14 protein-coding genes are annotated in these 14,479 nt (G+C 55.4%); 5 read left to right on the top strand and 9 right to left on the bottom strand.

Features of this window, described 5'->3' with window-relative positions; translation table 11 throughout:
• Nucleotides 1-5 precede the first annotated feature (5 nt).
• From ruvX to metK, 8 genes are all read right to left on the bottom strand, one after another.
• Nucleotides 6-425 (bottom strand): Holliday junction resolvase RuvX, encoded by a 420-nt coding sequence (ruvX, locus tag AAIE02_RS20175; protein WP_008461550.1) that lies wholly within the window; start codon nt 423-425, stop codon nt 6-8.
• Nucleotides 425-988, bottom strand: a complete 564-nt coding sequence (locus AAIE02_RS20170; protein WP_008461552.1) for a YqgE/AlgH family protein — start codon at nt 986-988, stop codon at nt 425-427. Before AAIE02_RS20170 ends, ruvX begins: the two co-directional genes overlap by 1 nt.
• Nucleotides 989-1,135: 147 nt before the next feature.
• Complete coding sequence (gshB, locus tag AAIE02_RS20165; protein ID WP_498533130.1) at nt 1,136-2,083, bottom strand: glutathione synthase; 948 nt, start codon at nt 2,081-2,083, stop codon at nt 1,136-1,138.
• 12 nt (nt 2,084-2,095) lie between these two features.
• Nucleotides 2,096-2,827, bottom strand: coding sequence for a 16S rRNA (uracil(1498)-N(3))-methyltransferase (gene rsmE / locus AAIE02_RS20160; protein WP_498533129.1), 732 nt, complete (start codon nt 2,825-2,827; stop codon nt 2,096-2,098).
• Nucleotides 2,828-2,971: 144 nt separating this feature from the next.
• Nucleotides 2,972-3,679 carry a deoxyribonuclease I gene (gene endA, locus AAIE02_RS20155; RefSeq protein ID WP_166878139.1) on the bottom strand — a complete coding sequence of 236 codons (708 nt, stop codon included), beginning with the start codon at nt 3,677-3,679 and terminating at the stop codon, nt 2,972-2,974.
• A gap of 92 nt (nt 3,680-3,771) precedes the next feature.
• On the bottom strand, nt 3,772-4,287 hold the full coding sequence (locus AAIE02_RS20150) for a SprT family zinc-dependent metalloprotease (protein ID WP_336983654.1): 516 nt from the start codon (nt 4,285-4,287) through the stop codon (nt 3,772-3,774).
• A 70-nt stretch (nt 4,288-4,357) separates the two neighbouring features.
• Nucleotides 4,358-5,752 (bottom strand): sugar porter family MFS transporter, encoded by a 1,395-nt coding sequence (locus tag AAIE02_RS20145; protein WP_498533128.1) that lies wholly within the window; start codon nt 5,750-5,752, stop codon nt 4,358-4,360.
• Between the two features lie 394 nt (nt 5,753-6,146).
• Entirely contained in the window at nt 6,147-7,301 is a 1,155-nt protein-coding gene (metK, locus tag AAIE02_RS20140) for a methionine adenosyltransferase (RefSeq protein ID WP_498533127.1), read from the bottom strand.
• A 331-nt stretch (nt 7,302-7,632) separates the two neighbouring features.
• On the opposite strand from metK, the gene yqgG reads away from it, so the two are divergent.
• The 4 genes from yqgG (at nt 7,633) to speB (ending at nt 11,222) form a co-directional block, all read left to right on the top strand.
• On the top strand, nt 7,633-7,884 hold the full coding sequence (yqgG, locus tag AAIE02_RS20135; RefSeq protein ID WP_498533126.1) for a small protein YqgG: 252 nt from the start codon (nt 7,633-7,635) through the stop codon (nt 7,882-7,884).
• 101 nt (nt 7,885-7,985) lie between these two features.
• Nucleotides 7,986-8,132: an acid stress response protein YqgB gene (yqgB, locus tag AAIE02_RS20130; RefSeq protein WP_157141458.1), complete on the top strand. Its 147-nt coding sequence runs from the start codon at nt 7,986-7,988 to the stop codon at nt 8,130-8,132.
• Nucleotides 8,125-10,101 carry a biosynthetic arginine decarboxylase gene (gene speA / locus AAIE02_RS20125; protein ID WP_008461567.1) on the top strand — a complete coding sequence of 659 codons (1,977 nt, stop codon included), beginning with the start codon at nt 8,125-8,127 and terminating at the stop codon, nt 10,099-10,101. Before yqgB ends, speA begins: the two co-directional genes overlap by 8 nt.
• Nucleotides 10,102-10,301: 200 nt before the next feature.
• Nucleotides 10,302-11,222: an agmatinase gene (speB, locus tag AAIE02_RS20120; RefSeq protein WP_008461568.1), complete on the top strand. Its 921-nt coding sequence runs from the start codon at nt 10,302-10,304 to the stop codon at nt 11,220-11,222.
• Nucleotides 11,223-11,258: 36 nt separating this feature from the next.
• Here the strand turns inward: speB and loiP are convergent, their stop codons facing one another.
• A complete protein-coding gene (loiP, locus tag AAIE02_RS20115; protein WP_008461569.1) occupies nt 11,259-12,017 on the bottom strand; it encodes a metalloprotease LoiP in 759 nt (252 codons plus the stop codon).
• A gap of 268 nt (nt 12,018-12,285) precedes the next feature.
• On the opposite strand from loiP, the gene tkt reads away from it, so the two are divergent.
• Entirely contained in the window at nt 12,286-14,277 is a 1,992-nt protein-coding gene (tkt, locus tag AAIE02_RS20110) for a transketolase (protein ID WP_498533125.1), read from the top strand.
• Nucleotides 14,278-14,479: the final 202 nt, after the last annotated feature.

The raw sequence follows: 14,479 nt of genomic DNA, 5'->3' as shown, positions 1-14,479 counted from the left end.
GCCCTTCACGGGTGGTACTCGAACCAGCTTTCAAGAATAATCACCGCAGAAGCGGAGTCGATGCTGCCTTTGTTGAGGGCGCGGAAACCACCGTGTTCGAATAACCCGGCGCGGGCTTCGACGGTGCTCAGCCGCTCGTCCTGCAGGGAGACTTTCACGCCAAAGCGGCCGTGCAGGCGGTTCGCAAACTTGCGGGCTCTCGCCGTCAGGGGTTGTTCGGTGCCATCCATATTCAGCGGCAGGCCGACAACGACTTCTTCCGGCTGCCACTCCTTCAGGATTTTTTCTACCGCATTCCAGTCCGGAGTGCCGTCCTGCGCCTTAAGCGCGGTTAACGGGCGCGCAGTGCCGGTAATGCGCTGGCCGATGGCGACGCCGATACTTTTGGTGCCGAAGTCAAAAGCCATTAAAGTTCCACTGCTCATCAGGCGTGCCCCGCTTCGCTTGGCATGGTGTGGATATCGATACCAATCAGACGGGCGGCCTCGCGCCAGCGCTCTGAAATGGGCGTATGGAACAAGATCTCAGGCGAAGCAGGCGCCGTCAGCCATGAGTTTTCCATGATCTCCTGTTCAAGCTGCCCCTTTTCCCAGGAAGCATAGCCGAGGGCAACAATCACCTCTTTCGGCTGTTTGGCCGTGCCTAACGTTTCCAGCACATCACGGGAAGTTGTAATCACCGTGTCGTCGGAGATGCGAATGCTTGAGCCAAAGTTGTCCGGCGGTGAGTGCAGAATAAACCCGCGATCTTCCGCCAGCGGGCCGCCGATAAATACGGGTTTATCCAGTCGAATCGTAGCGTCGCGCGGGTCTGGTTCTATTTTTAGCTTTTCGAGAACGCCATCCACCTGCAGGTTTTCCAGCGGTTTATTGATGATAATGCCCATCGCGCCTTCATCGTTGTATTCACAGATATAAACTACGGAGCGCTTAAATAAAGGGTCCTGGAGAGCCGGCATGGCAATAAGAAAGTGATGCTGTAAATTCATTGTCAGAGGTTCTGATCCCGGTTGATAAAAGCGGCAGTGGCTGCGCGAAGTGTGGCCAGCTTACCACTAATGAAGGAGGGCGGGCTACCCGCCGTGAATCGTGCCTTCGAAGGGGGAAGGCGGGTAACAGCTACCCGCCAGATGCGCTTAGTGAGCGAGGCGTTTTTCGATGGCGTCGAACAGCATCCCGGTGATCGACACAGGGAATTCAGCTTCGATTTCGCGGATGCAGGTTGGGCTGGTGACGTTAATCTCGGTCAGGCGATCGCCGATAATATCCAGACCAACAAAAATCAGCCCTTTGGCTTTCAGCGTAGGCCCAACGCGGCGGGCAATTTCCCAGTCGCTGTCGGTCAACGGACGTGGTTCACCACGGCCACCGGCGGCCAGGTTACCGCGGGTCTCACCACCCTGCGGAATACGAGCCAGGCAGTAAGGTACCGGTTCGCCGTCGACCACCAGCACGCGTTTATCACCGTCTTTAATGGCAGGCAGGTAGTTCTGCGCCATGCAGTAGCGGGTACCCAGTTCGGTCAGCGTTTCGGCGATAACGCCGATGTTTGGGTCATCCTGTTTCACGCGGAAAATAGAGGCGCCACCCATACCGTCCAGCGGTTTCATAATGATGTCGCCGTGCTGCTGCCAGAAGGCTTTCAGCTGAGCTTTGTTACGGGTGACCAGCGTTTCCGGCGTTAAGTCGGCAAACCAGGCGGTGAACAGCTTTTCGTTACAGTCGCGCAGGCTCTGCGGTTTGTTAACGATCAACGTGCCTTTCTCTTCTGCGCGCTCAAGAATATAGGTCGCGTAGATAAATTCAGTGTCGAACGGCGGGTCTTTGCGCATCAGTACCACGTTCAGATCGGCCAGGGCGATATCCTGCTCGGTGCCAAACTCATACCACTTATCGTAGTTCTGCTCGACGCTGAGCAGGCGCGTGCGGGTACGCGCTTCGCCGTTGTTCAGATACAGGTCGGCCATTTCCATGTAGTGCAGTTCGTAACCACGACGCTGCGCTTCCAGAAGCATGGCGAAGCTGGAGTCTTTTTTAATGTTGATGTGTGCGATGGGGTCCATCACGATGCCGAGCTTGATCATTGTTGTTCTCCTTTAGCCCAGGTCGCCAAAGCGCACCTGCAGTGCGGTGATGGCGGTGAGCGCGGTGGTCTCAGTACGCAGAACGCGCGGTCCCAACAGAATATCAGTAAATTGGTGCTCTGCGGTCATGGCAATCTCATCTGCAGACAGGCCGCCTTCCGGGCCAATCAGCAGGCGGACGCGCTCGACCGGCTGCGGCAGCGTGTTGATGCTGGCGCTGGCTCGCGGATGCAGATTGAGCTTCAGGGCGTCATCCTGCTCGGCGCACCAGGCGGCCAGGTCCATCGCCGGGCGAATGTCTGGCACCCGGTTGCGGCCGCATTGCTCACAGGCGGCAATCGCAATCTTTTGCCACTGCTGGCGTTTCTTGTTCAGCCTTTCCGCATCCAGTTTTACCCCGCAGCGCTCGGAAAACAATGGTGTAATCTCGTTCACACCCAGCTCCACGGCTTTTTGAATGGTGAATTCCATCTTTTCGCCGCGGGACATGACCTGGCCGAGATGCAGCCAGAGCGGTGACTCACGGTCGTCCTCGTTGCCCGCCAGGATTTTAACGCGCACGCTTTTTTTATCCGCCTGCACGATTTTCGCGTCGAACACCTGATTGCTGCCGTCGAACAGCTGAATAGCCTGGCCCGCGCTCATGCGCAGCACGCGTCCAACGTGGTTAGCCGCATCTTCGCTCAGGGCAACGTCCTGGCCAACGGAAAGATTTTCAGGATGGTGAATGCGGGGTATACGCATGAAGTGAGTTCCGGTTAGTTGCGCTGCAGGAATGGGCTCTTATCCTGACTCTATCCCAAAAAGGGAGAGGGGATTTTCACCCTCTTGTCTGTAGGTCGAGGGCGATATTCGTCACAGCAAATAAAGAATTGCCGCTAGTGTAGGTTAGCTGTTTCGCGCCTGGCAAGCCCGCAGCACATATGGATTATGATTGCCCTGGACTTTCGCAATGCGCTCATCCCGCTCGCACTCCCAGGTGTTGACCGGGTAGCGTTTATCCCAGGCCTGGAATAATTGAGTCTGCTGGCGAGAAAGCGACAGCTGGTATTGGTCGCGCATGTAGAAATAAGTGCGCGCAATTGCGCCTCGAGCGCGTTCCGGCGGCTCGGCCACTTTATCCTTAAAATCAATTTTCATTGCGCACTGGCCGTATTGGCCTTCGCCGCCGTTCCATTGGCTGTACATGAAGTTATTTCTGTCGGCGTTAACCTCGCCCACGGCAGGCTGCAGGTTATGCATATCGCTTTCTATTTTGCGGTATACCGGATCTTTGGCGCAGTTTTTACGTCCACCGTCTTGCCAGCACTGCAGCAGGTGGCCGAACTGCCAGGCAGGCATGACGTGCTCCCATTCAATGCGGGTGGCCCGGTTTTCGTTCTTCCGCACTTTATAGCCACAGGACTCCAGGTCCGGGATACCCTTTTTACCCTGCCAACTAATTTTACAGCCGCAGTAGAAGTCGCCCGGAGCATCGGCGTTGACCTTGACGCCTGCGGTTTTGGCTTGTGCGAAGCTATTGATGCCGTTGCTGAAGGCGGGAAGCGAACTGAAGGCTGCAACGAATGCAACAGCCCAAGAAATTTTGCGAGACATTTCCAGAATCCTTACTAAAACGTGCCCGCACCCTACCTGATCGGATATCCAGTTTCAATCAGAGGTAGTGTAAAAATTCCAGAAATAAACGATTAATTACATGGGGTTGTAACGTCGAGTTTTAATAACTGGCCGCAATGAGTGCAGCGATATTCGGCTTCGCCGCGCAGCACCCGATTGTGGCGGCGCACGGTGAGCTGATGCTGCTGGCAAGGGCAGCGGTAGGGGAAGGTATTTTTGCGTACCGAATCGACTTCAAATTTATGCGTGCGGCGGGCCGGGACGCCGAGCACGGTTTCCATCATCCATTTCCATTCCTTGCCGTGGGGGGCGACGCGGCCAAAGTGCTTCCATACCAGCAGGTGAGCCAGCTCATGGGGGACAACTTCTTCGACAAAAGCCTGCTGATTTTCCATCAGCAGCACCGGATTCAGGCGAATTTCGTTGCTTTCCAGCCAGGCAGTGCCGGCGGCGGTGCCGCGCTGCTGATAAACCACTTTGGGCTCAGGATAATGAGTGCCTAAATGCGCGTTGGCCTGCTGAAGTTTTTCACGCAGGCAGCGCATAACGGCTTGCTGGAGAGCGATAGGGAGTCTGAGGACTTTCATAACGGCAGAGAATAATGGGGCAGGAAGCGCGGTGCAAGCCCCTCCCGTTACCGGAAGGGGCTTTCAGGACTCAGTTGTGTGCGCCGATTTCGCGTAATTTACGGCCTTTCATCAGGTTACGTTCGATGTGTTCCAGAGAGACATGTTTCGTCTCAGGAATAAGCCACAGCGTCAGGACGATAAAGAACAGGTTCAGCGCCGCATAAACCCAGAAGGTGTTAGCGTTGCCCAGCGTGTTCAGCATAGTCAGGAAGGTGGCGCCGACAATCATATTGGCAATCCAGTTGGTGGCGGTGGAGCAGGTGATGCCGAAATCGCGCCCTTTGAGCGGCTGGATTTCCGAGCACAGCACCCAAATCAGCGGGCCAGCGCTCATGGCGAAGCCAACGATAAACATCAGCAGCATGGCAACCGCAAAGTACTGCGCGCCCTGGGAATGGATGCCGACGTGTAGCATGGTGCCCAGCACGCCCATGCCGACGGCCATGACCAGGAAGCCGAGCACCAGCGTAGGTTTACGTCCCCAGCGGTCAACCAGACCGATAGCAATAAAGGTAGCCAGCACGTTAATCAGGCCCACGATCACGGTGCCCCACATTTGCTGCGTGGTATTCGCGAACCCGGCAATTTCGAAGATTTTTGGTGCGTAGTACATGATGACGTTCATGCCGGTGAACTGCTGCATGACCTGCAGCAATACGCCAAGAAAGACCGCCCGGCGGAAGTTCGAGTTGTCCTTAAACAGCGACCACCCGCTTTGTTTCACCTTCAGGCTTTCGCGGATTTCTTCCAGCTCACGTTTCGCCTCTGTGCTGGTATCGCGCAGGCGCAGCAGCACGCGTTCAGCATCGTGGAAGCGGCGCTTGGCGGCAAACCAGCGCGGACTGTCCGGCAGGAAGAACACGCCAACCAGCAGTAGCAGAGCGGGAAGGGTGATCACGCCCAGCATCCAGCGCCAGGATTCGGTGTAGCTGAAAGCGGTATCGGAGAGATAAGCGCCCAGAATACCGATGGTGATCATCAGTTGGTACATGGAGATCATGCTGCCACGGATCTTCTCCGGCGCAATTTCTGACAGGTAAAGCGGGGCGGTATAGGAAGCGACGCCAACGGCCAGGCCCAGCAGGACACGAGACACGATCAACACTTCAACATTGGGCGCAAAGGCCGAGAACAGGGAACCGAGCACAAACAGCACGGCACCTATCATCAGGCTGTATTTTCTCCCCAGTTTGAAAGAGAGCCAGCCGCTGCCGATGGCCCCGACGGCTGCCCCGAACATCATCGAACTCACCACCCATTCCTGGGTGTGGGAGGTGATGGCAAAGTCTTTAGCGATAAACGGCAGCGCACCGGCAATCACCCCAATGTCCAGGCCGAACAGCAGGCCGGCGAGCGCGGCGAGGAAGCAGACAAAAAAGGTCATGCTTTTGTTGGAGCGCCCGGTTTTTTTATTGTCAGGCATATCGCCCTCCACGTGGATTTTTTCGGATTTGACGTTTTTAAGGGTAGGGCAGTAAACGGCGGAAGTGTGTGATGATAATCACAGTGATGTAATCGTTTACACTAGAGGTCTAAATTGAGAGGAAACTTAATGTTGATAAGACAGGGAATTTACGGCTAATAAAATCCGTCCTGCGGTTAAAAATCGGTGTTTGATGAGCTGTTATGTAACAAATGATGTGCCTGAACGCACATATGAATAAAAGTGGCAATAAAGGCTATTCCTGTTATGTGTAATCGGTTTCAAATTGTTGCCGGTGATAGCAGGGAGCCAGGAGAAGAGAAATCTGTAGGTACAGAACCAAAAAGCAAAAGGCCAGCATAAGCTGGCCTTTAAAGTACAAAGCGGTGGCGGGTTATTTCAGGCCAGCGGCTTCACGTAGCAGTACGGCTTTGTCGGTTTTTTCCCATGGGAAATGTTCGCGACCAAAGTGACCGTATGCGGCGGTTTCTTTGTAGATCGGATGCAGCAAATCCAGCATCTGAATCAGGCCGTATGGACGCAGGTCGAAGAACTCGCGTACCAGCAGGGTCAGCTGCTCGGTAGAGATTTTCTCGGTACCGAAGGTTTCCACCATGATGGAAGTAGGTTCTGCCACGCCGATAGCGTAAGAAACCTGAATTTCGCAGCGGTCAGCCAGGCCAGCGGCGACGATGTTTTTCGCGACATAACGCGCAGCATAGGCAGCAGAACGGTCAACTTTAGACGGATCTTTACCTGAGAATGCGCCGCCACCGTGACGAGCCATACCACCGTAGGTATCAACGATGATTTTACGCCCGGTCAGACCGCAGTCACCCATTGGGCCACCGATAACAAAACGGCCAGTTGGGTTGATGTGGTATTTGGTGGAGGCGTTCAGCCACTCGCCCGGCAGAACTGGTTTGATGATCTCTTCCATCACCGCTTCCTGCAGGTCTTTCAGCGCGATGTCTTCAGAGTGCTGAGTGGACAACACAACCGCATCAATACCGACGATTTTACCGTCGTCGTACTGGAAGGTGATCTGGCTTTTCGCGTCCGGGCGCAGCCACGGCAGGGTGCCGTTTTTGCGCACTTCAGCCTGACGCTGCACCAGACGGTGGGCGTAGGTGATTGGCGCTGGCATCAGCACGTCGGTTTCGTTGGTCGCATAGCCAAACATCAGGCCCTGATCGCCCGCACCCTGTTCCAGCGGATCGGTACGGTCAACGCCCTGATTGATGTCCGGGGATTGTTTACCAATCGCGCTCAGAACAGCGCAGGAGTTGGCATCAAAGCCCATATCTGAATGCACATAGCCGATTTCACGCACGGTTTTGCGGGTGATTTCTTCGATATCAACCCACGCGCTGGTGGTGATTTCGCCGCCAACCAGAACCATACCGGTTTTGACGTAGGTCTCACAGGCTACGCGTGCTTTCGGATCCTGCTCGAGGATCGCGTCAAGGACGGCGTCGGAGATTTGGTCAGCGATTTTATCAGGATGCCCTTCAGATACAGACTCGGACGTAAAGAGGTGTTTAGCCATATTTTCTTCACCCTAAGAGGATTTATTTAGTTCAGGCTGCTGCTCTACGCCACAGCGGTGGCGAGATAGACCAACCCGGGAACTTATTGCCACAGATTGAAAAACAGGCAGTCTAACAGTTAATCAGTATAGATGGATTAACATCTGGACGGCCATTTTAGATTAGACAATCGGCAGATAGCCAGAATTTTTTAGGGTAACGGCAACATGTGATAAATCTTGAGTGGAAAGTGGAGCTGACACTGCTGGCAATTTACACATTTTGTTTTGCTTTTTACCCCTTATATGGGTATAAAGCGGCGCGCGCGGCTTAATCAAAAGCACACGATTCGTGTTGCCCACTTCCAGCCGGGTTGAGCAATTATTTAGAGCCTGTCAGGTACAGTGTTCGCAGCTTTGGCTTGTCGCATACATATTCAACGTATGCGTGGAGGTGATACAAGTAATGAACCGCCGTCATTCACATAACCCAGCACGCCGTTCTGGCGCGCGTATGCTCCTCGCAGCCTGCATCTCATGCTTTCAAACTTGCCGATGTTTTACCCATCTCGGCGCTTCTCAGGATCCCCGGGCCGGTCTGTAATCCGCCGTGGTAACTGAACAAGGGCGCTCTTGTATTACAAGAGTTTTCTCGTGGTTTCGCCGTCCTGTCATACAGGGTTCGGATACGTGTTTTACAATGATATGAAAATGAAACCGGTCGCACAGCCTGGCTGTCAGCGTCTTGTGCTGTCAATGCGCGCTGTTAATGGGTTGTTATTGCAGGATACCCCTGCGATAGTAGTCAACTGTTTTGCACAATCGACAAAATTTGAGGTTCGCCATGACTGACAAAATCACTTCTGTTTCGGGTTCGTCAGTGGGCGAGCAGGATGTACATCGTTCCATTCAGGAGGTTGCCATGAGCTCCGAGGAAGCCAGCAAGATGCTGCGTACATACAATATTGCCTGGTGGGGCAATAACTATTATGACGTTAACGAACTGGGCCATATTAGCGTTTGCCCGGATCCGGACGTTCCGGAAGCTCGCGTGGATCTCGCCGAACTGGTGAAAGCGCGTGAAGCTCAGGGCCAGCGCTTGCCTGCGCTGTTCTGCTTCCCGCAGATCCTGCAGCACCGCCTGCGTTCGATTAACGCCGCCTTTAAGCGTGCGCGTGAATCCTACGGCTACAACGGCGATTATTTTCTGGTTTACCCGATCAAAGTTAACCAGCACCGCCGTGTGATTGAGTCGCTGATTCATTCCGGCGAACCGCTGGGCCTGGAGGCGGGTTCTAAAGCCGAGCTGATGGCCGTGCTGGCGCATGCGGGCATGACCCGGTCGGTTATCGTCTGTAACGGCTATAAAGACCGCGAATACATCCGCCTGGCGCTGATCGGCGAGAAGATGGGCCATAAGGTCTACCTGGTTATCGAGAAGATGTCCGAAATTGGCATCGTGCTGGAAGAAGCCGAGCGACTGAATGTGATTCCTCGCCTGGGCGTTCGCGCACGTCTGGCCTCTCAGGGATCCGGTAAATGGCAGTCTTCCGGCGGTGAGAAGTCCAAATTTGGCCTGGCGGCAAACCAGGTTCTGCAGCTGGTGGAAATCCTGCGTGAACGCGGCCGCCTGGACAGCATTCAGCTGCTGCACTTCCACCTGGGTTCGCAGATGGCGAACATTCGCGATATCGCCACCGGCGTTCGTGAGTCCGCGCGCTTCTACGTTGAGCTGCATAAGCTGGGCGTGAACATTCAGTGCTTCGACGTTGGCGGTGGCCTGGGCGTGGACTACGAAGGGACTCGCTCCCAGTCCGACTGCTCCGTTAACTACGGCCTGAATGAATACGCGAACAATATTATTTGGGCAATTGGCGATGCCTGTGAAGAAAATGGTCTGCCGCACCCGACGGTGATCACCGAGTCTGGCCGCGCCGTGACCGCGCACCACACAGTGCTGGTTTCCAATATTATCGGCGTGGAGCGTAACGAATATACCGAAGCAACTCCACCTGCGGTTGACGCCCCTCGCGCACTGCAAAGCATGTGGGAAACCTGGGAGGAGATGCATCAGCCTGGGACTCGCCGCTCGCTGCGTGAATGGTTGCACGACAGCCAGATGGACCTGCACGATATCCACGTCGGCTACTCCTCCGGAGCATATAGCCTGCAGGAGCGTGCCTGGGCAGAACAGCTTTACCTGAACATGTGCCACGACGTGCAGAAGCAGCTTGATCCAAGCAACCGCGCGCACCGTCCAATTATCGACGAACTGCAGGAGCGCATGGCGGACAAAATGTACGTCAACTTCTCGCTGTTCCAGTCGATGCCGGATGCGTGGGGGATCGATCAGCTTTTCCCGGTACTGCCGCTGGAAGGGTTGAATCACGCGCCTGAGCGCCGTGCGGTGCTGCTGGACATTACCTGCGACTCCGATGGGGCAATTGACCACTATATTGATGGCGACGGCATAGCCACGACGATGCCGATGCCGGAATACGATCCGGAGAACCCACCGATGCTGGGCTTCTTCATGGTGGGTGCGTACCAGGAAATCCTGGGCAACATGCACAACCTGTTCGGTGACACCGAGGCTGTGGACGTCTTCGTCTTCCCTGATGGCTCCGTGGAAGTTGAACTGTCTGACGAAGGTGATACCGTGGCGGACATGCTGCAGTACGTGCAGCTCGATCCGAACAAGCTGCTGACTCAGTTCCGCGACCAGGTCAAGAACACCGGCCTTGACGATGCGCTGCAGCAGCAGTTCCTCGAAGAGTTCGAAGCGGGTCTGTACGGTTATACGTATCTGGAAGACGAGTAAGCTATCGCTTCCCCTCTCCTCTTCAGGGAGAGGGGCAAAGAGCGTGCAATAGCCTATACTCTCTTGAACCTGTATGAATTAGCGGCGATAATCCGCGCAATAAATAGTAGTCACCCAATCCAATCCCTTCCTCGTCGGGTTTAACGACGCGGAGGGGATTTTTTTTAGGCGTTTTTTAACCCCAACCGAGAGGTCAGACAATGAGCACCTTAGGCCACAAATACGATAACTCCCTGGTATCTAATGCCTTTGGTTTTTTACGTTTCCCGCTGAATTTCCAGCCGTACGATAGCGATGCAGACTGGGTGATCACCGGCGTTCCGTTTGATGCGGCAACTTCCGGTCGCGCAGGCGGCCGCCATGGCCCGGCAGCGATTCGTCAGGTATCCACCAACCTGGCATGGGAAGGAAACCGCTTCCCGTGGAACTTCGACATGCGCGAGCGTCTGAACGTTGTGGACTGCGGCGATCTGGTTTACGCCTTCGGCGATGCCCGTGAGATGAGCGAAAATCTCCAGGCGCACGCTGAGCGTCTGCTGGCTTCCGGCAAGCGTATGCTTTCCTTCGGCGGTGACCACTTCGTGACTCTGCCGCTGCTGCGTGCTCACGCGAAGCACTTTGGTAAAATGGCGTTGGTGCATTTTGATGCGCACACCGACACCTACGCGAATGGCTGCGAGTTCGACCACGGCACGATGTTCTACACCGCGCCAAACGAAGGCCTGATCGATCCGAACCACTCCGTGCAGATCGGTATTCGTACCGAGTTCGACAAAGATAACGGCTTCACCGTGCTGGATGCCTGCCAGGTAAACGATCGCGGCGTAGACGACATTATTGCCCAGGTTAAGCAGATCGTCGGTGACATGCCGGTTTACCTGACCTTTGACATCGACTGCCTGGATCCCGCGTTTGCGCCGGGAACCGGTACGCCGGTGATTGGTGGCCTGACGTCCGATCGTGCTATCAAGCTGGTTCGGGGCCTGAAAGATCTGAATATCGTGGGGATGGACGTGGTGGAAGTGGCTCCGGCCTACGACCAGTCTGAAATCACCGCGCTGGCTGCGGCAACGTTGGCGCTGGAAATGCTGTATATCCAGGCGGCCAAGAAAGGCGAATAAGCCTTTAAATACCGCCCCGTTGGGGGCGGTATCGCTTTATTTAATCCCATCCGCTGCCATGCGGTCGCGGATATGCTGGGCACGAGCGGCAGACGCCGGGTGGTCGTCCAGCATGGAGCTTTGACGGCCCTCGTCGAGCTTAGCCAGCTTCTCGAAGCTGGTGGCAAGACCGGTCGGGTTGATGCCGCGTTTGCGCAACAGATCGTAAGAGTAGTCGTCCGCTTCAGATTCCTGACGCTGGGAGAACTGAGCGTTCACCAGTTTTTCGCCTAAATCCCCAAGCTGAGACTGCGACAGGTTGCCAATCACGCCGCCTGCGGATGCGGCAGCAACGCGGGCTGCGTTAGCCCCGAGCGCGACCTGCATCCCTTTTTTCACGTGGCCCAGCGCGACGTGCCCCATTTCGTGGCCAATCACCGCTTCAACTTCGTTGTCGTCCATCATGTCCATCAGGCCGCTGTAGACGCGGATGCAGCCGTTCGCCATGGCGAAGGCGTTGACGTCTTTGGTCACATAAACTTTATAGTTAACCGGCAGACCGTTGATGTTATCCCCCAGCGCGGAGGCAATTTTGTTCAGCCGTTGGGTGTATGGGCTGTCTGCCGGGGCTATCGTAGCTTTGCTGTCCTGCTGCTTACAGGCATCATCGCTCAGGGTTTTCACCTGCGCATCGCTTAAAGTGTAGGCCTGGAAAGCTTCGGCTCCAGAGGTCAATAGCCCGTTGGAATCCATTCCCTGGCAGCCGCTCAGCAGGGCTGCGACGCTCAGGCTCAACAATATTGGGCGCATCTTCATGGCCATTTTCCTTTCTTTATAATAGGTAAAAACAGAATCGGATTTACCGCAGGCGAGGCGGCTCCAGAACCAGTATAAAGAAGAATAAATGGCCTGCGCATCAGGTTGCGCAACTTGCGAGCGTTATCCAGAGATTTCTTACCCTGTCAACGGCACGCCGCATGTACATGACCATTCCCCTGGTGTACATTGTTGTCACATTTTCGGGCGTAGCCCATAACGCATCGTAGTCAAGGCGCGACCTTCAACCATCCGATCTGGAGTCAAAATGTCCTCTCGTAAAGAGCTTGCCAATGCTATTCGTGCGCTCAGCATGGACGCAGTACAAAAAGCCAAATCCGGTCACCCGGGTGCCCCTATGGGCATGGCCGACATTGCCGAAGTCCTGTGGCGTGATTTCCTGAACCATAACCCACAGAACCCATCCTGGGCTGACCGCGACCGCTTCGTGCTGTCCAACGGCCACGGTTCTATGCTGATATACAGCCTGCTGCACCTCAGCGGTTATGATCTGCCGATTGAACAGCTGAAAAACTTCCGTCAGCTGCACTCCCAGACTCCGGGCCACCCGGAAGTGGGCTACACCGCCGGTGTTGAAACCACGACTGGTCCACTGGGTCAGGGTATTGCGAACGCGGTCGGTATGGCTATCGCAGAGAAAACGCTGGCGGCACAGTTCAACCGTCCGGGTCACGACATCGTGGACCACTTCACCTATGCATTTATGGGTGACGGCTGCATGATGGAAGGCATCTCTCACGAGGTTTGCTCCCTGGCTGGTACCCTGAAGCTGGGTAAACTGGTTGCGTTCTATGACGACAATGGCATCTCCATCGACGGTCACGTTGAAGGCTGGTTCACCGACGATACCGCAAAACGCTTCGAAGCCTACGGCTGGCATGTCGTGCGCGGTGTAGACGGCCACGATGCCGCGGCTATCAAACGTGCAGTAGAAGAAGCGCGTGCGGTGACCGACAAACCATCCCTGCTGATGTGCAAAACCATCATCGGTTTCGGTTCCCCGAACAAAGCCGGTACCCATGACTCTCATGGCGCCCCGCTGGGTGATGCAGAAATCGCACTGACCCGCGAAGCGCTTGGCTGGAACCACGCACCGTTCGAAATCCCTTCTGACATCTACGCGCAGTGGGATGCGAAAGAAGCGGGTCAGGCTAAAGAAGCCGCATGGAACGAGAAGTTCGCTGCCTACGCGAAAGCCTTCCCGCAGGAAGCCGCAGAGTTCACTCGCCGCGTGAAAGGCGAAATGCCTTCTGACTTCGACGCAAAAGCGAACGAGTTCATCGCTAAGCTGCAGGCTAACCCATCCAAGATCGCCAGCCGTAAAGCGTCCCAGAATGCTATCGAAGCGTTCGGCCCGCTGCTGCCGGAATTCCTGGGTGGCTCCGCTGACCTGGCGCCTTCTAACCTGACTCTCTGGTCTGGTTCTAAAGCTATTAACGAAGATACCGCCGGGAACTACATCCACTACGGCGTGCGCGAATTCGGTATGACCGCTATCGCCAACGGTATCTCCCTGCACGGCGGTTTCCTGCCGTACACCTCTACCTTCCTGATGTTCGTAGAATACGCCCGTAACGCGGTGCGTATGGCTGCGCTGATGAAACAGCGTCAGGTGATGGTGTATACCCACGACTCCATCGGCCTGGGCGAAGATGGCCCGACTCACCAGCCGGTTGAGCAGGTTGCTTCCCTGCGTGTGACCCCAAACATGAGCACCTGGCGCCCATGTGACCAGGTTGAGTCCGCAGTCGCGTGGAAGTACGGCGTTGAGCGTCACGACGGCCCGACCGCGCTGATCCTTTCTCGCCAGAACCTGGCTCAGCAGGATCGTACCGAGCAGCAGCTGAAAGACATCGCTCGCGGCGGCTACGTGCTGAAAGATTGCGCAGGTCAGCCAGAGCTTATCTTCATCGCTACCGGCTCTGAAGTTGAGCTGGCGGTGGCCGCATGGGACAAGCTGACTGCCGAAGGCGTGAAAGCGCGCGTGGTGTCCATGCCGTCTACCGACGCGTTCGACAAGCAGGATACGGCTTACCGTGAATCCGTGCTGCCGAAAGCTGTTTCTGCTCGTGTAGCTATCGAAGCCGGCATCGCTGACTACTGGTACAAATACGTTGGCCTGAACGGCGCTATCGTGGGCATGACCACCTTCGGTGAGTCTGCTCCAGCGGAACTGCTGTTCGAAGAGTTTGGCTTCACCGTGGAAAACGTGGTGAAACAGGCTAAAGCGATTCTGTAATCCGTCTCGCTAACTATCAGGGTCGCTTCGGCGGCCCTTTTTTATGCCGATTATTCCACTTATACCCTGTTCTTTATTCCACCATCGGGGCGCTCAGTTGCAGTTATTCCACCAAAACTGTGATGTACGTCAGAAGTTGAGCGGAGCATGTTGGGGTATCGTTCCTTTTATTCCCGCTTTCGCTTAACATAGCTGAAGCGTT

Source organism: Cedecea sp. Ae19-4 (assembly GCF_059801165.1).
The sequence above is the reverse complement of the archived record's forward strand: the minus strand, read 5'-3'. Positions and strand labels throughout refer to the sequence as shown.